Below are 17,388 nucleotides of genomic sequence, written 5' to 3'. Positions count from 1 at the left end.
TTCTAGGCCTTTTTGCCTTACAATTCCTGCTCGAAAGTGATCTGATCGGAGCGATAATCCGGCGGTTCAACGTGAATTAAAATTCTCACAGGGCTAAATTGTTGGGTTAATCTTGCTTCTACCGCTTCCGTGATCCTGTGAGCAGTTTCCACATCTTGAGCGGAGACAACTAGGTGCATTTCTATAAATACCTGTCTTCCCACCACTCCCCGAGATGCGATCGCATGACAATTAAGCACCCCCGGCACCCCCATGACAATTTGATGAATCACTTCAGGAGCGATCGCCATTTCATCCACTAACAAAGGTAAATTCTCCATCAGGACTTTCCAACCACTGCTAAACACCAAAAAAGCGACGGGAAAGGACAAAATCACATCTAACCATTGTAATTGGGGAATATTAGCCGTATTGCCCACCCAAACCCCGACTAAACCCAATAAAACCGTAATTGTCACCCACACATCACTCATGGTATGACGAGCATCGGCAATCAAAATCGCACTACCGACACGCTGCCCCACGGATCTTTCATAATAGGTGACAAAAATATTCACCCCTAAAACGATAATTAATAGCCATAACTCAGGACCGGCAATCTCGACGGGTTTTCCTCCTTTGATAATACGCATGACCGCCCCTTGCAAGATTTCAAAACAGGCAATCCCCAAAAAGGCGGCGATCGCTAAAGCTCCGATCGCTTCGTATTTCAGATGTCCGTAGGGATGATCTCGATCGGGATAGGGAGAAGAAAACCGCATCGCTACCAATCCCAAGACATTATTCGCACTATCGGTGACACTATGGAGAGCATCCGCTTGCAGACTTAAAGCACCAATCCTCAAACCCAACCCCGCTTTGATCGCCATAACCAAAATGTTCAGCAGCAGGGTGATCCAAAGAACCTTTTGGACGGTAGCCCGATTATCTCTTAAAACAGCCACAGGATTATCAGTTATCAGTTATCAGTTATCAGTTATCAGTTATCAGGGAAATTTTAACTAAAACCCCAAAAAACCCAACTATTTGAGGGTTTAAAAACGGCAAAAATAAGGATTAAATTGCATAAAATCTGTAAATAGACCATTTAATTGATTATTATTCATTTTTAATTCTCCTGACTACTGACTACTGGCTACTGACTCCTGACCCTAACAACAATTTTTGATTTTTGCAAGAGGTCTGGTCATCAACAATTGATCAACTCCCGAAATAATAGACTACCATCGGTCAAATTGAGCAGCGGATCGGCGGCCCGTTCGGGATGAGGCATCATTCCTAGCACATTTCCTGCTTTATTGGTAATTCCCGCAATATTATTTAACGATCCGTTGGGATTTCCTGACTCATTTACCTCTCCTGTGGGAGTGCAGTAACGAAAGAGAATTTGACCGTTATCCTCCAGAGATTTTAACGTATCTTCTGCGGCATAATAACGCCCTTCCCCGTGAGCAATGGGCAAATTAAGCACCTGTTGTGGTTGATAGCCTCGCGTCCAGACAGATTGATTATTTTCCACTTTTACTGGCACTCGATCGCAGATAAAATGTAAATCCCGATTGCGAATTAACGCACCGGGTAGCAGTCCAATTTCCGTTAATACCTGAAAACCGTTACAGATGCCTAAAACTAATTTACCTTTTTCGGCTTCTTCTCGGACAGTTTTCATTGCTGGTGAAAATCGAGCGATCGCACCACAGCGCAAATAATCGCCGTAACTAAATCCCCCCGGCACCACAATCACATCCACATCCCCTAGATCCGTCTCTTGATGCCAAACATAGCGGGTAGGTTGCTGAAAAATCCCCTCCGTCACCGTTGCCACATCTCGATCGCAATTCGATCCGGGGAAAACAATAATCCCAAACTTCATAATTTTTAACTTAATTAAGTTTTTTAGCAGAAGGTGACAGGCAAATTTTAATTATTTGCCCTACCTCCCGTCTCCTGACTCCTGACTTCTGTCTACTGACAATGCAAATCAAAGCGATAATTTTCAATTACAGGATTAGCCAATAGTTGATCGCACATTTGATCCAATTGTGCGCGGGCGCTGGTTTCATCCTCTGCTGCCACGGTAAGCTCAATATACTTACCAATTCGCACCCCGGCTACAGTATCATAACCTAATTGCTTTAATCCCGACTCTACCGCCGTACCCGCCGGATCGAGAACCGAAGGGCGCAGGGTAACATAAATAAAGCACTGATAATTTTTTGGCATAGAATTAAATTTGATCGCTGACCTTTTTGATATGAAATCCCAACGCACCCGATCGCAAGAGCGCATTATCCACTTACTCAAAACCTTAAATCGGGCAGTATCCGCTCAAGAATTGTTTGTGGAACTCCGTCAGCGTGACCAAAATATGGGGTTAGCCACTGTTTACCGCGCCCTAGAATCCCTAAAGCTACAGGGTGCGGTGCAGGTGAGAACCCTAGCCACAGGAGAATCCCTCTACAGTTCCGTTCAGCAGGACCAACACCATCTTACCTGTATTCATTGCGGCCGGTCTATCGTCTTTAATGAGTGTCCCGTTCATGAATTGGAAGAAAAACTCGAAAAATCCCACCAATTCAAGGTTTATTACCATACTCTCGAATTTTTTGGACTTTGCGATCGCTGTCAACCCGGTTAAGTAGGGTTGGCGGCAAAAAGCTTTGCCTTGGTGTGGGGTGTGGGATGCACTACATTTAAACTGTCTATTGAGTCAATTTAGTACAAATGCTCAGACTCTCAACTCCAGCCCTGCCAACTCCAGCGCCGTCCTACAAAGATTAAACTGTTGTTTGACCTTGGGCTGTTTTCACAGGGATTAACTCCGGCTGACTGTAGTGATGATGACTGTTGAGGGGGGATAACAAGGGGAAAAAGGGCTGATGTAAACTAATTAATTGGGCCAGGGTTTTCTTGAGATGGGGACGAGGAATGATCGCATCGACAAACCCATGTTTTAACAAATATTCCGATGTTTGGAAACCTTCCGGCAATTTCTCGCGCAAAGTCTGTTCAATTACCCGTTTACCAGCAAAACCGATAGTAGCCTTCGGTTCAGCGATAATAATATCTCCCAACATGGCAAAACTGGCCGTGACTCCCCCCGTGGTGGGATTAGTCAAGACAGGAATATAGAGTAATTTTGCTTCCCGATGCCGGTTAAGAGCGCCAGAAATCTTGGCCATCTGCATTAAACTTAACATTCCTTCCTGCATTCTCGCCCCACCGGAAGCGCAGATGATCACGAGGGGTAAACGTTCATCGGTAGCGTGTTCCGTCAAACGACAGAGTTTTTCTCCCACCACCGATCCCATGCTACCCCCCATAAAACGGAAGTCCATCACCCCTAAAGCTACGGGTAAACCATCGATTGTCCCCGTTCCCGTTCGGACAGCATCCGTCAGACCCGTTTTTTCTTGGGTTTCCCGCAGGCGATCGCTATAACTTTTCCGATCGCGAAATTTGAGCGGATCCGTCGGTCGAATCTGTTCATCGAGGCAAGTCCAAGTATTAGCATCCACTAACTGGCGAATTCTTTCTTCACTTTCCACCCGATTATGATGACCGCAATCGAGACAAACCAATTGATTAGCTAATAAATCCTTCGTATAGGCCAAAACGCCGCAATTTGGGCATTTTGTCCACAAACCATCGGCTATTTCTCGTTCCTGTTGTTGTTGAACCTTGGGTTCTGTTTTTTGGCGATTTGCAAACCAATCAAATAGAGACATAGTTTAAAATAAAGACAATTTATAGACTTTCCTCTAGAGGACTTAATAACAAAAGTGCTGTCCAGCGATCTTGGGGACGCACTTGTAGGGCGGCCTGATGCCCCTGGCCGCAATAAATACCAAGGCCAATAGCGATAACGTGACTGGGGATGTCCTGAGCTTTGAGCATTTCCTGTAGCCAATCGGCTTACCCTAGACTGGGGGTTGTTCTAATGGTGATCCAAGACACAGAAGACTATTGTATCAAGATTTAATTACAAGATAGCTTTTTTACAACAAAGGCAAAAAAATGGTTTGATAGGCTGAGATGATCTTATCACTCCAAAAGACACTCATCAGAGCGCCGAGGGCAAGAAATGGCCCGAAGGGTATAGCTTGTCTTTTTCCCATTTTACCGAGAAAAATGCCCGTCATACCGATCACCGCCCCGATAGCACAGGCCAGAAAAGCGGTGACTAATAATGCTTGCCATCCTAACCAAGCACCGATCATGGCCGCTAATTTCGCGTCTCCTCCCCCCATGGCCTGCTGTCTGAGGGCAAAACTTCCCCCCCACCGCGTCAGATCAAATAACCAGACTCCTAAAACCGCACTAGCGATCGCTGAAAAGAGATAGATAACAGTTTGATTATTTTGCCAACCCAAGAGAGTCTGAAAAACTATCCCTAAAACTAATCCCGATTGGGTGAGGGAGTTAGGAAGCGTCATCGTGTCAAAATCGATCAAAGCTAAAGCTAATAACCAACTTAGCAGAATCCAATGGCCGAGGGTCTGCCAAGAAAAGCTAAAATCTCCTAAAACCAGACAAAATAATAAACCGGTAAAAGTTTCGACCGCTGGATAACGGACAGAAATCGGGGTTTTGCACCAGCGACAGCGACCCCCTAGCCATAACCAGCCTAAAACGGGTATATTCTCGCTTTTACCTAACCTGTGGTGACATTTCGGACAGTGGGAAGGGGGATAAACTAGAGATATCCCTTTCGGTAATCTATAGATGACCACGTTTAAAAAACTGCCCACCGAGGCACCAAAAGCGAAGACAAAGGCAAAAGTAACTAGATGAAAGAGGGTTTCCATAGATTCAAGGCTGAAATCCGATCACTTTCCTAGAATACCCAGTTATAGCAGTTATCTTAATAGTGAGATAGGAAGTTTTCCTTTTGGGGAGTCAGTCCTCGATACCAAATTAAGTTACACTTCATCTATTACGGGTCGGGAATGTCGCCTTCATCCCCTCCCATTCAGACCCGTGGGTTAGACTTTCACCTCTCGCGGCCTCTAGTTTGACTGTTCCATTCTTTACAGCTTATCTTAGCCACTCACTATATCTTCTTGTGGAGCTTAAAAACCTATGGTTGAACTTTCGCCTGATTGATACGTTTCCATACATTCGTGGTCCCAATAATTACCAGTTTCCCGCATCCTTTAGTTTATAAATATGAAGACCGCCATAATCGGCATTCATCTCTGTTTGATCGCTTGTCAGTTCAATCAAAGTGCTTATCATGGGAAGTTTATTCAATTTTTACTTGCCTTACAAAGACGAAAGCGGAAACAATCTTTCCGCATTTGATCAAGCTCTCGCTATTATTGCTGAAGCACAAAAGCTGATCAGTATAGGATCCCCTGGTGTTGCTATCACCTACTCGGCTAACTATGCTCAAACTGTCACAATTCACCAGACCTATGAATCCGGTCATTGGAATACTAATACATCAGGAGCCAATCAAGCAGCGGTCATGCAAGCGATGGAGTCTCTGATGGGAGGTAAATACTCCACATTACAAAGGCGTTTGCAAATTGCTCCCATTACTACAATGACTTACAGTGATTATGGCGGACGTACTCACCAACAAGTTGTTGAATCTGACTTGGAATATATAAAGTTTCTGCTTGATCAGGGATGGGATGTTTTAGGATGGCAAAATCAAAGCTCAATACCAGGTTATGCAATTGGCGGAGGTATTGCAACACTTCCTCGGGAAATTAATACACTTATCCAAACAACTCTAGCGAAGTATGCTATCGACTATACAAGCGACGCTCTGAGTGAGCCTATTAAGTTTTACCATTTAAATAAGCCTTACGGGTTTTTCTCGAACTTTGCACCATACCCAATCCATCTAAAAGATAGAATATGGCCTACCTCAGAACATTACTTTCAGGCTCAGAAGTTTGTTAATACTCCTCATGAAGAAGAAATTCGACAAGCCAAAACAGCACGAGAAGCGGCCGAGATGGGACGGGATCGTCGCAGACCACTGCGTCGAGATTGGGAAATCATAAAAGATGATGTGATGCGAGAGGCTCTATATGCCAAATTTACACAACATCCTGACTTAACTGAAAAGATACTTTCAACCGGTGATCTAACGCTGATTGAGCATACAAAAAATGATAGATACTGGGGTGATGGTGGAGATGGAACTGGATTGAATATGCTCGGTCAGCTATTAATGGAAACCCGTGAACGAATACGTTACAATTTTTCCAGCGGCCAGTAGATGACTGGCGAGCTAACCAACGCCTGGACGGGAAAAGATGCCCCTATCTCCCTTCTTAATCATCCAGTAATAATACTTCAGGCTCATCCCTAAAGGTGAATTTTCTTCGGGGCATTTTTTTTGATTAATTAGCGGGGATAACCCTACATAATGGGGGGTAAAACCCCACTATCAGCCCCAAGGAGAACCTGACAAAATTAAATTATCCCAGTCAACGAGGAAAAATTAATGAAACCGATTGTTGAATCTTTTTACAACTGGTACAGCAGCAAAATCACTCACCCCCAATATCGTTGGATTATCATTCTGGGAACTATGGTTTATCTTTTTAGTCCCCTCGATATTTCTCCCGACGTTTTCCCGATTATTGGTTGGATTGATGATGGTATTGTCCTCACCCTTTTAACCACGGAATTATCACGATTAGTTCTTGATTATCGCAATCGCCGTCCCGGGAAAGTAAATAATCAAACCGAAGTTTCTTCCCCAACCAATACCGTTGATACCGATGCTGTGGAATTATGAATTCAGAATTTAGGAGATTACTTTTATTTATTCTCCCCCCGCAACGCGCACGAAGTGGTCTCCCTTTTCCCCACTTCCTAATTCATAATTCATAATTCATGATTCCCTCTCCCCTCTTCCCTAAACTGGAATCAAAGAACTATCGACGCTGGCCAAAAGTGTTTGCACTTCCTCATCACTGGTTTGGGAAAAGTCCTCGTACCACAGAGAAATCGATCTCAATTCGTAGGGTTTATGTAGGCAAATTACTCGATCGACTAATTTTTCTAATTGATCACAGACTTCCACTGGGGCAATAGGAACAGCAATAATAATAGCAGCGGGATTTCTAGCTTTAAGGGTCAGAATCGCCGCTTTAATCGTTGCTCCCGTAGCGATACCATCATCTACTAGAATAATCGTTTTTCCCGTCAAGCCAGGAAAGGGCCGCTCCCCTCGATACAAGCGATTGCGTCGCTCTAATTCGATCTTTTCTTCCTTTGCTACCCGTTCCATCATCGCCTGCGATAGGTGCAAGTCTTCAACGATACCTTCATTGATTACCCGCACACCATTCTGACCGATCGCGCCAAAAGCTAACTCTTTTTGCCCAGGTACACCTAATTTTCGCACTAAACACAGATCTAGGGGTAAATGTAACCTTTGGGCAATTTCAAAGGCGATCGGAACCCCGCCCCGGGGCAAAGCCAACACTAGCGCCCTAGCACTATTGGTATATTCTGTCAAGTAACTAGCTAATAGTCTCCCAGCCGATCGTCGATCTTTGAGCAGATAAGTCATAATGCCCTCCTAGGGGTTAATCCCCGTGGGGATCCCTAGTTTCCCCTGCCTTTATTCTATATTTCTCGGCTCATCTCTAGCTGAAATGTTAAGAAATTTAGCAAAGGCTTGACATTTTTTCGGCTAACCGCAGTTTTTCCGGGTCGGAGATCGGCTAAAATCTTAGGCAAAAGGGTTTTGTAAAGTTAGGTAACAAAGATGAATCAAAGTTTAAGTGATGCGCTAGAGCCGATCGCCGCTGCCTTTCGCAGTCTCGGAACTCCCGAACCAATCGTTCATTGGGGACATCCAGTCATGATGGGGATCGTGGTTTTAGTTATGGGTAGTTATACTGCCTATGCCGGTTGGCAAAGCCGTTTAAGCCAAGATGGGGAAGTAGTGGACAAAAATCGGGCTGATCACCGCAAACTCGCCCCTTGGCTGTTTTTATTTATCGCTCTCGGTTACACCGGCGGTATTTTATCCCTAGTCATGCAGAAACATCCGATCCTCGAAAGCAGCCATTTCTGGACAGGATCGATCGCGATTGGTTTATTAGCTTTCAATGGATTATTGTCCCTCACGGGCTTCGCTGGCGGTAAAAAAGAACTTTTCCGGACTATTCACGCCTATATCGGCAGTATTGCCCTGATTTTACTGCTAGTTCACGGTGTTTTCGGTCTTCAGTTAGGATTATCTCTCTAGTTGGTTTATTTATGGCTTCGGGTGGGCTAATTCCCACCCTGGAGATTTTTCATGACGGAAGACTTTGGCCAAGGCCAATAATTGAAGAAATCATGACTTTAAGCGCTATTGTCGGGATTCTGCGTTTAGAATTAACAGTTAATTCACCAAGAAGGTATCGTCACGCAACGAGGAGATAGATATTTTGAAGAAAGTAGAAGCGATTATCCGACCCTTTAAACTGGAAGAGGTGAAAATCGCCCTAGTTAACGCGGGCATTGTCGGCATGACTGTCTCCGAAGTTAGAGGTTTCGGTCGTCAGAAAGGTCAATCGGAACGTTATCGCGGTTCCGAGTATACCGTCGAATTTCTCCAAAAACTCAAGATCGAGATCGTCGTCGAAGATAAGCAAGTCGATATGGTCGTCGATAAGCTGATTTCGGCAGCCCGTACCGGTGAAATCGGAGACGGTAAAATCTTCATCTCCCCCGTGGAACAGATCGTCCGCATCCGTACCGGAGAAAAAGATCTCGAAGCGATTTAACCTCCAAACAAGGGATGATAGTACCCTGCTGTCATCCCCCCCCATTGACGGTATTTCCCCTCAATAAGCGTAACCTAATTTGCTATCGACCACCAACGACCGATTCCCCAAAACCAAAACTTTCTACCTCACCATTAAGATAATCACCATAATTAAACCTATTGGCTCTTGGCTCGGTCTGCCCCCATCGCTGCGGAAGACCGCTCACAGGTAATTTGACCAGACTAGATATTATCATTTCTGGTGACTGAAAAAACCTCTTGCCTAAAAAGTCATAAATATTATATGATGTTTGATTGTGGCCAAAATCGGTTTTAGGTGGTGCTGAAGGCACTGCCCAGCAGAACCGCCTTGGTCAATCGGTCTTCGCCGGGATACTGAAGATAAACCCTTTAAGTCCTCAAGAAACAAAGACCAGCAACAATCTAGGCAGAACCAGCAACCCTGTCTAGTCTTACTTACGAATTTAACGGGATGCCAGCTTAAATAACTCCAAAAAAGTCATTCAAGTTGGGCAGGCTGATAAAGCGGGAAAAATATTTTCCGCTCCTATAGCCACGGCCACGTTATTTTTGATTGTCGTCTAGTAAAGATAAAGAGAACAATCCGTGTCTATCGGTATCCTCGGTACAAAACTGGGCATGACCCAAATCTTCGACAACAAAACGGGAGTCGCCATTCCCGTCACCGTCGTTCAGGCCGGTCCCTGTCCCGTCACCCAAGTCAAAACTAAAAAAACCGACGGTTATGAATCCATCCAAGTGGGATACAAAACCGTCAAAGAAAAAGCCCTCAATAAACCGCTGCTCGGTCATTTAGCCAAAGCTGGAGTCTCCCCCCTGCGGCATTTAATCGAATACCGCCTTGAGGACGCATCCGCTTACACTTTAGGCCAAGAAATTACCGCCGCCATCTTCCAGGAAGGCGATTTGGTCGATGTGGCTGGAACCACCATCGGACGAGGTTTCTCCGGCTATCAAAAACGTCATAACTTCAAACGCGGTAACATGACCCACGGTTCCAAAAACCACCGTCTCCCCGGTTCCACCGGTGCCGGTACTACCCCTGGCCGGGTTTTCCCGGGTAAGAGAATGGCTGGACAATACGGATCCACCCAAGTGACCATCCGCAAATTGTCCGTGGTCAAAATCGATAGCGAACGCAACCTGATCCTGATCAAAGGAGCCGTCCCGGGTAAACCAGGAACCCTGTTAAACATCACCCCCGCCAAGAAGTTTGGTAAATAGGGCAAGGAAAGATTAAAGCCATGGTTAACTACACAGTCAAAAATTGGCAAGGGGAAGAAGCGGGAACAGGCACACTGGAACTGAAAACCGCTAAACCCGAAACCGCCAAACACCTAATTCACCGCGTCGTCATCAGCCATCTAGCGGCGGCCCGTCAAGGTAACGCCTCCACCAAAACCCGCTCGGAAGTGCGCGGCGGTGGTCGCAAACCCTGGCGGCAAAAAGGCACCGGTCGGGCCCGGGCTGGTTCGATCCGTTCTCCCCTCTGGCGTGGTGGCGGTGTCATCTTCGGACCAAAACCCAGAGATTTTGAAGTTAAGGTCAACCGCAAGGAGAAAAGATTAGCCCTGAGAACCGCTTTGATCGGCCAGGCCGATAACTTTATTGTGGTGGAAAGCTTCGCCGAACAATTCTCCCAACCCAAAACCAAAGAACTCACCGCTGCCTTAGCTCGCTGGGGAGCCAGTCCAGAGGAAAAAATTCTGCTGATTCTGACGGAAATTCCCGAAAATGTCTATTTATCGGGACGTAATATCTGCAATCTCAAAATTATTCGCGCCGATAGTCTCAACGTCTATGATGTCATCCTAGCCGATCGAGTTATCGCCACCGCCGCAGCCCTAGCCAAAATTGAGGAGGTCTATGGTGCTTAAAACTGAAGCCAGGCAACTCGCCGATCTGATCCTAAAGCCGATCGTGACCGAGAAAGCCACCCTGCTCCTAGAACAAAATAAATACGTCTTCGATGTCGCCTTGAAAGCGACCAAGCCGGAAATTCAAGCGGCGATCGAACTGCTGTTTGACGTGAAAGTAACGAAAGTGAACACCAGCCGCCCCTCTCGTCAGAAAAAACGCGTCGGCCGTTTCCTCGGTTACAAACCCCAATACAAACGCGCGATCGTCACCCTGGCAGCAGGCGACTCGATCGCTCTCTATCCCGACGTATAACCACCAAGAAACCCGATAACGGAAAACTAAACTATGGGTATTCGTTCTTTTAGACCTTTAACCCCCGGGACAAGGCAGGCGGCCATCTCCGACTTTAAAGAGATCACCAAAACCGAACCGGAAAAGTCCCTAACTTACCACAAACACAGTCAACAGGGGCGTAATAATCGCGGTGTCGTCACCAGTCGTCACCGGGGCGGCGGCCATAAGCGCCTCTACCGGATGATCGATTTTCGTCGCGATAAACGGGATATTCCCGCCACAGTAGCGGCGATCGAGTACGATCCTAACCGTAACGCCCGCATTGCCCTGCTTTTCTACAAAGACGGGGAAAAACGCTACATCATCGCCCCCGCCGGTTTAGGCGTTGGTGATACCGTCATCGCCGGAGAAAACGCTCCTTTCGAGGTGGGTAATGCCCTCCCTTTAAGTCGCATCCCCCTAGGGACAGAAGTTCATAACATCGAACTCGTCCCCGGTCGCGGTGGTCAAATGGTGCGGGCCGCTGGTGGTTTCGCCCAAGTGGTAGCCAAAGAAGGCGATTATGTTACCATCCGCCTCCCCTCCAAAGAAGTCCGCATGATCCGGCGTGAATGCTACGCCACCATCGGAAAAGTCGGTAACGCCGAAGCGAGAAACATCAGTCTCGGTAAAGCCGGCCGTACCCGTCACCGCGGTCAACGGCCTCATGTTCGGGGTAGCGTCATGAACCCAGTGGATCACCCGCATGGAGGTGGAGAGGGTCGCGCTCCCATCGGACGTTCCGGCCCGATGACTCCCTGGGGTAAACCCGCCCTCGGTCGCAAAACTCGCAACAAGAAAAAACGCAGTAGCGATCTGATCGTGCGCCGTCGTAACCAGGGTTAGAAATTATTACTTTACTTTTGACTGAAAATTATGGGTCGTTCACTGAAAAAGGGGCCATTTGTCGCTGGCCACCTGATGGAAAAAATCGAAAAACTCAACGCCCAGGGCAGTAAACAAGTGATTAAAACTTGGTCCCGGGCCTCGACAATCATTCCCGATATGGTCGGTCACACGATCGCCGTTCACAACGGCAAACAGCACGTTCCCGTCTACGTTTCCGAGCAGATGGTCGGTCATAAACTCGGTGAATTCGCTCCCACCCGCACCTTCCGCGGCCACGCCAAGAGCGATAAAAAAGCAGGACGGAAATAGATCGGTGGGCGGTTATCTTAAAACCGTCAGCCCCCGGTCAGCGTTCAGATAACCATGAGATGGTGGGTTACGGCGACTAGATAAATTAATAACTAAGTCTTATAAGTTGTCGTCGCCTAACCCACCCTACCTAACTGATAACTGATAACTGATAACTGATAACTGAAATGACCATCGATACCTCTAACGAAGTCAAAGCGATCGCCCGCTATATTCGGATGTCACCCCTGAAAGTCAGACGGGTACTCGATCAGATCCGCGGTCGCTCCTATCGGGAAGCCCTAATTATTCTCGAATTCATGCCCTACCGGGCCTGTGACCCGATCCTGAAGGTCCTGCGTTCCGCCGTTGCCAACGCCGAAAATAACGAAGGACTCGATCCCGCCACTTTGGTGGTTAGCCAAGCCTTTGCCGATGGCGGACCGACCCTAAAACGTTTTCGACCCCGGGCCCAAGGCCGCGCCTACCAAATTCGCAAACCCACCTGTCATATCACCGTCGCCGTCGCTCCTAGCAACAAAGACTAATCACCTTAACTAAAAAAACCACAATGGGACAAAAAATCCATCCCCTCGGTTTTCGTCTCGGCGTTATCAAAGATCATAAATCTTGCTGGTATGCCGACGCGAAACGTTACCCCGAATTAGTGCAAGAAGATCGCCGCATTCGTGAATACGTCGAAAAAAACCTCGCTAATGCCGGTATCGCCGATATTCGCATCGAACGCAAGGCCGATCAAGTAGATATTTCCATCCACACCGCTCGCCCCGGGGTCGTCGTCGGTCGTGGTGGCACGGGAATCGAACAGCTGCGCCTAGGTTTACAAAAAGCCCTCGGTGGCCAGCGTCAAATTCGCATTAACGTCATCGAAGTGGCTCGCGTTGATGCCGATGCCAACCTGATCGCCGAATACATCGCCCAACAACTAGAAAGACGGGTTTCCTTCCGTCGTGTGGTCCGCCAGGCCATCCAACGGGCGCAAAGGGCCGAAGTCAAAGGGATCAAAATTCAAGTTAGCGGCCGTCTCAACGGGGCAGAAATCGCTCGGACTGAATGGGTGCGGGAAGGACGAGTTCCCCTGCATACCCTGCGGGCCGATATCGATTACTCCTACAAAACCGCCAGCACCATCTACGGGATTCTAGGCGTGAAAGTTTGGATCTTTAAGGGCGAAATTATCCCCGGCCAAGAAGAAATTGCCGCCGCCGTTCCCGCTCAAGCACCGCGCCGTCAACAGCGTCGCCGTCAACAGTTTGAAGATCGCTCCAGCGAAGGCTGATCCCTCATATTTATCATCGCTAAATAGCTCATGTTAAGTCCCAAAAGAACAAAATTCCGCAAACAACAGCGCGGACGGATGCGCGGGCTGGCCACTGGCGGAAATACGATTAATTTCGGCGATTTCGCCCTGCAAGCCACCGAACCCTGTTGGATTACTTCCCGTCAAATCGAAGCCGCCAGACGGGCAATGACTCGTTATATCCGTCGGGGTGGCAAAATCTGGATTCGCGTTTTTCCCGATAAACCCGTCACCCAAAGGGCTGCAGAAACTCGGATGGGTTCAGGGAAAGGTTCCCCCGAATTCTGGGTAGCCGTGGTTAAACCGGGGTTCATTATGTTTGAAATTGCCGGGGTAGCCGAACCGGTAGCCCGGGAAGCAATGCGCCTAGCGGCTCAAAAATTACCAATTAAGACCAAATTTATCACTCGCGAGGAGGATTTTGTCTAATGGCTCTACCAAAAATCGCCGAAGTCAGGAAGATGAGCGATGAGGAAATCGCCGATGCTATCCTCAATGCCAAAAAGAAACTGTTTGAATTGCGTTTGCAGCAGGCCACCCGCCGCTTGGAAAAAACCCACGAATTTAAACACACCCGCCACCGTCTCGGCCAATTATTGACCGTAGAACGGGAGCGCCAACTAGCCCAGTCCACCCCGGAGGCATAACCCGCTATGGCAGTTAAAGAAAGAGTTGGGGTAGTAGTCAGCGACAAAATGGATAAAACCGTAGTGGTAGCCATTGAAAACCGCTCTCCTCACCCTAAATACGGCAAAATCGTCGTGAAAACCCAGAAATTTAAGGCTCACGACCCAGAAAATCAAGCCAAACAAGGCGATCGAGTTCGTATTCGTGAAACCCGCCCCCTCAGTAAAACCAAACGTTGGCAAGTGGCGGAAATATTAACCGATAATTAAATTTCACCTAGGTAAAAACCGTGATTCAACAACAAACCTACTTAAATGTCGCTGACAATAGCGGGGCGCGGAAACTGATGTGTCTGCGGGTTCTGGGAACAGGTAACTGTACCTACGGTGGCATCGGTGACAAAATTATCGCCGTGGTTAAGGACGCTATCCCCAATATGCCCGTGAAAAAATCCGATGTGGTCACTGCGGTGATCGTGCGGACCCGTCAAACTGTCCGTCGCGATAGCGGTATGAGCATCCGTTTTGATGATAACGCCGCCGTGATTATTAATAATGACGGTAATCCCAAAGGTACGCGGGTTTTTGGTCCGGTCGCTCGGGAATTGCGCGATAAAAATTACACCAAAATTGTTTCCTTAGCCCCAGAAGTTCTCTGATCAAAGTGAAAAGAACCAAGGCAATTGGCTGATGGCTAGTCTAAAACTTTTCACACTTTGAGGTCAAAAAAAATGAGTAAGAAAAACATTCAAACCCCGCCCCAAAGGCAAAAAATGCACGTTAAAAAAGGGGATGTGGTTCAGGTAATCGCTGGTTCCGATAAGGGCAAAGTGGGCGAAATTTTACGGGCCCTACCCCAAGAAAGCACCGTGGTGGTCAAGGGAGTTAATATCCGCACCAAACATACTAAACCCCAACAGGAAGGGGAATCGGGTCAAATCGTTACCTACGAAGCACCGATTCACAGTTCCAAAGTGATGCTCTATTCCGAGAAGAAAAAAATCGCCAGTCGGGTGGGTTATACCTTTACCGAAGACGGTCGGAAAGTGCGGATACTGAAGAAAACTGGCGAAATTATCGATTAGTTTCCCATCAATTCTAGTTCCTGACCAAGCCCAGGAAAAGTAAGCAGCAAAACTATGAGCCAAAGACTAAAAACCACCTATCAAGAAACCATTGTTCCGAAACTGAAAGAACAATTTGGTTATACCAATATCCACCAAGTACCTAAAGTTATCAAAATTACTGTTAACCGCGGTCTTGGGGAAGCTTCACAAAATGCCAAAGCTTTGGAGTCTTCCAAGGAAGAACTGTCCACCATCACCGGACAACAACCGGTAGTGACTAGAGCTAAAAAAGCGATCGCTGGCTTCAAAATTCGCGAAGGAATGCCCGTGGGTGTCATGGTGACATTGCGCGGCGATCGAATGTACGCTTTTTTAGACCGTCTCATTAATCTGGCCTTACCACGCATTCGCGACTTTCGCGGTATCAGTGGTAACAGTTTTGATGGTCGTGGTAACTACAGTTTAGGCATTCGTGAACAGTTGATCTTCCCTGAAATTGAATACGACAAAATCGATCAAATTCGCGGGATGGACATCTCAATCATCACCACCGCTAAAAACGACGAAGAAGGACGCGCCCTCCTCAAAGAGATGGGAATGCCCTTTAGATAAATCAATCAAGAGAAAAGTAAACAGTGACCGGTAAATAAGTGAACAGTGAACAGTCAACAGTAAACAGTAAACAGTGATTGAGTGAAAAGACAGCAGGAACCTGCTATTTAATACTACTCACTTAATACTCAAATCTGATAACTGACCCACTGATAACTGATAACTGACCACTGATGTTGATCCCAATTTAGGAGAAAAACAGGTAATTCATGTCTGCTAACGATACCATCTCGGATATGCTGACCCGCATCCGTAACGCTTGCGCGGTTCGGCAGACCACTACTCAAATCCCCACCACGCGGATGACGCGCAGTATTGCCCAAGTTCTCAAAGACGAAGGCTTTATTGCTGACTTTGAGGAAGTGGGTGAGGGGATTAAATCTCAATTAGTGCTTTCCCTCAAATATAAAGGCAAAAACCGTCAACCGATCATTACTACCCTCACCAGAGTCAGTAAACCGGGCCTGCGAGTTTATTCCAATAGTAAAGACTTACCTCGCGTCCTCGGTGGCATTGGCATCGCCATTGTTTCCACCTCTAAAGGCATTATGACCGATCGCGAGGCCCGTAAACAAAACGTTGGCGGCGAAGTCCTTTGCTACATCTGGTAAACAAGGATAAGCTATCAGCCGTCAGCCTTTCCAAGTTTAAACCCGATAGCTGACCCACTGATAACTCTTCCCTGATAACTGATAACTGATAACTGATAACTGTTATGTCTCGTATTGGCAAACGCCCGATCCCTATTCCCAATAAAGTCACCGTCGATATCGATGGTGCTACCGTGACGGTGAAGGGGCCTAAAGGAACTCTCCAGAGAACCCTACCCACCGCCGTCGCCATCGATAAAGATGGCGAAACCCTGCTCGTTACCCGTCAAGACGATTCGCGTACTGCCAGAGAACGCCACGGACTCTGTAGAACTCTAGTGGCCAACATGGTAGAAGGAGTCGCGACTGGCTTTCAAAAACGCCTCGATATCCAAGGGGTGGGCTACCGCGCCCAAGCGCAGGGTAGTAAATTAGTTCTTACTGTTGGTTACAGTAAACAGGTGGAAATGGAGATGCCCGATGGTGTTTCCGTCGCCGTAGAAAACAACACCCAAGTTATCGTCAGTGGCATCGACAAAGAAGCCGTCGGTAACATTGCCGCTAAAATCCGCGAAGTTCGTCCCCCCGAACCTTATAAAGGAAAAGGGATTCGCTATCTTGGTGAAGTTGTCCGTCGCAAAGTTGGTAAAGCTGGCGGTAAAGGCGCTAAAGGCGGTAAAGGAGGTAAAAAATAAACCATGAAACTTAGTCGCAAAGAATCAGTCCGTCGTCGTCACCAGCGTGTGCGTCGCAAAATTAATGGCACTGCTGAACGGCCGCGTTTATCCGTATTTCGTTCTAATAACCACATCTACGCCCAAATTATCGACGACGTAGCCCAACACACCCTCGCGGCCGCTTCTACCCTAGAGGCCACCTTGCGCGGGGAATTGGAATCCACCGCTACCCAAGAAGCCTCGGCTGCCGTGGGTAAACTGGTGGCCCAACGGGCCCTAGAAAGAGGCATCGAACAAGTGGTTTTTGATCGCGGTGGCAATCTCTATCACGGTCGCGTCAAAGCCTTAGCAGAAGCGGCTCGGTCAGCCGGCTTAAACTTCTAAAATATCCTTTC

At 47.4% G+C, this 17,388-nt stretch carries 28 protein-coding genes; 21 read left to right on the top strand and 7 right to left on the bottom strand.

What is annotated here, in order from left to right:
• Positions 1–17: 17 nt before the first annotated feature.
• The 3 genes from myaer_RS01115 to purS form a co-directional block, all read right to left on the bottom strand.
• On the bottom strand, positions 18–944 hold the full coding sequence (locus myaer_RS01115; protein ID WP_046660603.1) for a cation diffusion facilitator family transporter: 927 nt from the start codon (positions 942–944) through the stop codon (positions 18–20).
• Positions 945–1,189: 245 nt separating this feature from the next.
• Positions 1,190–1,873: a phosphoribosylformylglycinamidine synthase subunit PurQ gene (gene purQ / locus myaer_RS01110; RefSeq protein WP_046660602.1), complete on the bottom strand. Its 684-nt coding sequence runs from the start codon at positions 1,871–1,873 to the stop codon at positions 1,190–1,192.
• A gap of 92 nt (positions 1,874–1,965) precedes the next feature.
• Positions 1,966–2,223 (bottom strand): phosphoribosylformylglycinamidine synthase subunit PurS, encoded by a 258-nt coding sequence (purS, locus tag myaer_RS01105; RefSeq protein WP_046660601.1) that lies wholly within the window; start codon positions 2,221–2,223, stop codon positions 1,966–1,968.
• 31 nt (positions 2,224–2,254) lie between these two features.
• Here purS and myaer_RS01100 point away from each other — a divergent pair, with 31 nt between their 5' ends.
• Positions 2,255–2,638 (top strand): Fur family transcriptional regulator, encoded by a 384-nt coding sequence (locus myaer_RS01100; protein WP_046660600.1) that lies wholly within the window; start codon positions 2,255–2,257, stop codon positions 2,636–2,638.
• Between the two features lie 139 nt (positions 2,639–2,777).
• Here myaer_RS01100 and accD read toward each other — a convergent pair whose 3' ends face one another.
• The 3 genes from accD to myaer_RS01090 all read right to left on the bottom strand — a co-directional run bounded on the left by accD (position 2,778) and on the right by myaer_RS01090 (position 4,808).
• Entirely contained in the window at positions 2,778–3,728 is a 951-nt protein-coding gene (gene accD, locus myaer_RS01095) for an acetyl-CoA carboxylase, carboxyltransferase subunit beta (RefSeq protein WP_046660599.1), read from the bottom strand.
• A 19-nt stretch (positions 3,729–3,747) separates the two neighbouring features.
• Entirely contained in the window at positions 3,748–3,897 is a 150-nt protein-coding gene (locus tag myaer_RS21470) for a hypothetical protein (RefSeq protein WP_174236407.1), read from the bottom strand.
• A gap of 101 nt (positions 3,898–3,998) precedes the next feature.
• Positions 3,999–4,808, bottom strand: a complete 810-nt coding sequence (locus myaer_RS01090) for a prepilin peptidase (RefSeq protein ID WP_046660598.1) — start codon at positions 4,806–4,808, stop codon at positions 3,999–4,001.
• Between the two features lie 428 nt (positions 4,809–5,236).
• Here myaer_RS01090 and myaer_RS01080 point away from each other — a divergent pair, with 428 nt between their 5' ends.
• Together myaer_RS01080 and myaer_RS01075 are read left to right on the top strand one after the other, a co-directional pair.
• Positions 5,237–6,235, top strand: a complete 999-nt coding sequence (locus myaer_RS01080) for an NADAR family protein (RefSeq protein WP_235614789.1) — start codon at positions 5,237–5,239, stop codon at positions 6,233–6,235.
• A 228-nt stretch (positions 6,236–6,463) separates the two neighbouring features.
• Entirely contained in the window at positions 6,464–6,760 is a 297-nt protein-coding gene (locus myaer_RS01075) for a YkvA family protein (protein WP_046660597.1), read from the top strand.
• A 120-nt stretch (positions 6,761–6,880) separates the two neighbouring features.
• Here the strand turns inward: myaer_RS01075 and myaer_RS01070 are convergent, their stop codons facing one another.
• Positions 6,881–7,540 (bottom strand): phosphoribosyltransferase, encoded by a 660-nt coding sequence (locus myaer_RS01070; protein ID WP_046660596.1) that lies wholly within the window; start codon positions 7,538–7,540, stop codon positions 6,881–6,883.
• A gap of 198 nt (positions 7,541–7,738) precedes the next feature.
• Here myaer_RS01070 and myaer_RS01065 point away from each other — a divergent pair, with 198 nt between their 5' ends.
• From myaer_RS01065 to rplR, 18 genes are all read left to right on the top strand, one after another.
• Entirely contained in the window at positions 7,739–8,224 is a 486-nt protein-coding gene (locus tag myaer_RS01065) for a DUF4079 domain-containing protein (protein ID WP_046660595.1), read from the top strand.
• 184 nt (positions 8,225–8,408) lie between these two features.
• Positions 8,409–8,747: a P-II family nitrogen regulator gene (locus myaer_RS01060; RefSeq protein ID WP_002787863.1), complete on the top strand. Its 339-nt coding sequence runs from the start codon at positions 8,409–8,411 to the stop codon at positions 8,745–8,747.
• A 608-nt stretch (positions 8,748–9,355) separates the two neighbouring features.
• Positions 9,356–9,994, top strand: a complete 639-nt coding sequence (gene rplC / locus myaer_RS01055) for a 50S ribosomal protein L3 (RefSeq protein ID WP_002746597.1) — start codon at positions 9,356–9,358, stop codon at positions 9,992–9,994.
• 20 nt (positions 9,995–10,014) lie between these two features.
• Positions 10,015–10,647: a 50S ribosomal protein L4 gene (rplD, locus tag myaer_RS01050; protein ID WP_046660594.1), complete on the top strand. Its 633-nt coding sequence runs from the start codon at positions 10,015–10,017 to the stop codon at positions 10,645–10,647.
• Complete coding sequence (locus myaer_RS01045; RefSeq protein WP_002771034.1) at positions 10,637–10,942, top strand: 50S ribosomal protein L23; 306 nt, start codon at positions 10,637–10,639, stop codon at positions 10,940–10,942. The genes rplD and myaer_RS01045 overlap by 11 nt, the downstream gene beginning before the upstream one ends.
• 33 nt (positions 10,943–10,975) lie before the next feature.
• Complete coding sequence (rplB, locus tag myaer_RS01040; RefSeq protein ID WP_046660593.1) at positions 10,976–11,809, top strand: 50S ribosomal protein L2; 834 nt, start codon at positions 10,976–10,978, stop codon at positions 11,807–11,809.
• 30 nt (positions 11,810–11,839) lie between these two features.
• Positions 11,840–12,121 (top strand): 30S ribosomal protein S19, encoded by a 282-nt coding sequence (rpsS, locus tag myaer_RS01035; protein WP_002753908.1) that lies wholly within the window; start codon positions 11,840–11,842, stop codon positions 12,119–12,121.
• A 167-nt stretch (positions 12,122–12,288) separates the two neighbouring features.
• Positions 12,289–12,648, top strand: a complete 360-nt coding sequence (gene rplV, locus myaer_RS01030; RefSeq protein WP_002746605.1) for a 50S ribosomal protein L22 — start codon at positions 12,289–12,291, stop codon at positions 12,646–12,648.
• 23 nt (positions 12,649–12,671) lie between these two features.
• A complete protein-coding gene (rpsC, locus tag myaer_RS01025; RefSeq protein ID WP_002733683.1) occupies positions 12,672–13,400 on the top strand; it encodes a 30S ribosomal protein S3 in 729 nt (242 codons plus the stop codon).
• 30 nt (positions 13,401–13,430) lie between these two features.
• On the top strand, positions 13,431–13,850 hold the full coding sequence (gene rplP / locus myaer_RS01020; protein ID WP_002734310.1) for a 50S ribosomal protein L16: 420 nt from the start codon (positions 13,431–13,433) through the stop codon (positions 13,848–13,850).
• The gene (gene rpmC, locus myaer_RS01015) at positions 13,850–14,068 is read left to right on the top strand and encodes a 50S ribosomal protein L29 (RefSeq protein ID WP_002771048.1); all 219 of its coding nucleotides are present in this window, start codon (positions 13,850–13,852) and stop codon (positions 14,066–14,068) included. Before rplP ends, rpmC begins: the two co-directional genes overlap by 1 nt.
• Positions 14,069–14,074: 6 nt before the next feature.
• Positions 14,075–14,317: a 30S ribosomal protein S17 gene (gene rpsQ / locus myaer_RS01010; RefSeq protein ID WP_046660592.1), complete on the top strand. Its 243-nt coding sequence runs from the start codon at positions 14,075–14,077 to the stop codon at positions 14,315–14,317.
• Between the two features lie 20 nt (positions 14,318–14,337).
• A complete protein-coding gene (gene rplN / locus myaer_RS01005) occupies positions 14,338–14,706 on the top strand; it encodes a 50S ribosomal protein L14 (RefSeq protein ID WP_002732358.1) in 369 nt (122 codons plus the stop codon).
• Between the two features lie 72 nt (positions 14,707–14,778).
• The gene (gene rplX, locus myaer_RS01000; RefSeq protein WP_002733835.1) at positions 14,779–15,132 is read left to right on the top strand and encodes a 50S ribosomal protein L24; all 354 of its coding nucleotides are present in this window, start codon (positions 14,779–14,781) and stop codon (positions 15,130–15,132) included.
• 54 nt (positions 15,133–15,186) lie between these two features.
• Positions 15,187–15,726, top strand: a complete 540-nt coding sequence (rplE, locus tag myaer_RS00995) for a 50S ribosomal protein L5 (protein ID WP_002780091.1) — start codon at positions 15,187–15,189, stop codon at positions 15,724–15,726.
• 209 nt (positions 15,727–15,935) lie between these two features.
• Complete coding sequence (gene rpsH, locus myaer_RS00990) at positions 15,936–16,337, top strand: 30S ribosomal protein S8 (protein WP_002734721.1); 402 nt, start codon at positions 15,936–15,938, stop codon at positions 16,335–16,337.
• 104 nt (positions 16,338–16,441) lie between these two features.
• Complete coding sequence (rplF, locus tag myaer_RS00985) at positions 16,442–17,011, top strand: 50S ribosomal protein L6 (protein WP_046660590.1); 570 nt, start codon at positions 16,442–16,444, stop codon at positions 17,009–17,011.
• A gap of 3 nt (positions 17,012–17,014) precedes the next feature.
• Positions 17,015–17,377 (top strand): 50S ribosomal protein L18, encoded by a 363-nt coding sequence (rplR, locus tag myaer_RS00980; protein ID WP_002746610.1) that lies wholly within the window; start codon positions 17,015–17,017, stop codon positions 17,375–17,377.
• Positions 17,378–17,388: the final 11 nt, after the last annotated feature.

Source organism: Microcystis aeruginosa NIES-2549 (assembly GCF_000981785.2).
GTDB classification, from domain to species: Bacteria; Cyanobacteriota; Cyanobacteriia; order Cyanobacteriales; family Microcystaceae; genus Microcystis; species Microcystis aeruginosa_C.
Note: the sequence above shows the minus strand (reverse complement) of the source record. Positions and strands in the feature narration are given on the sequence as shown.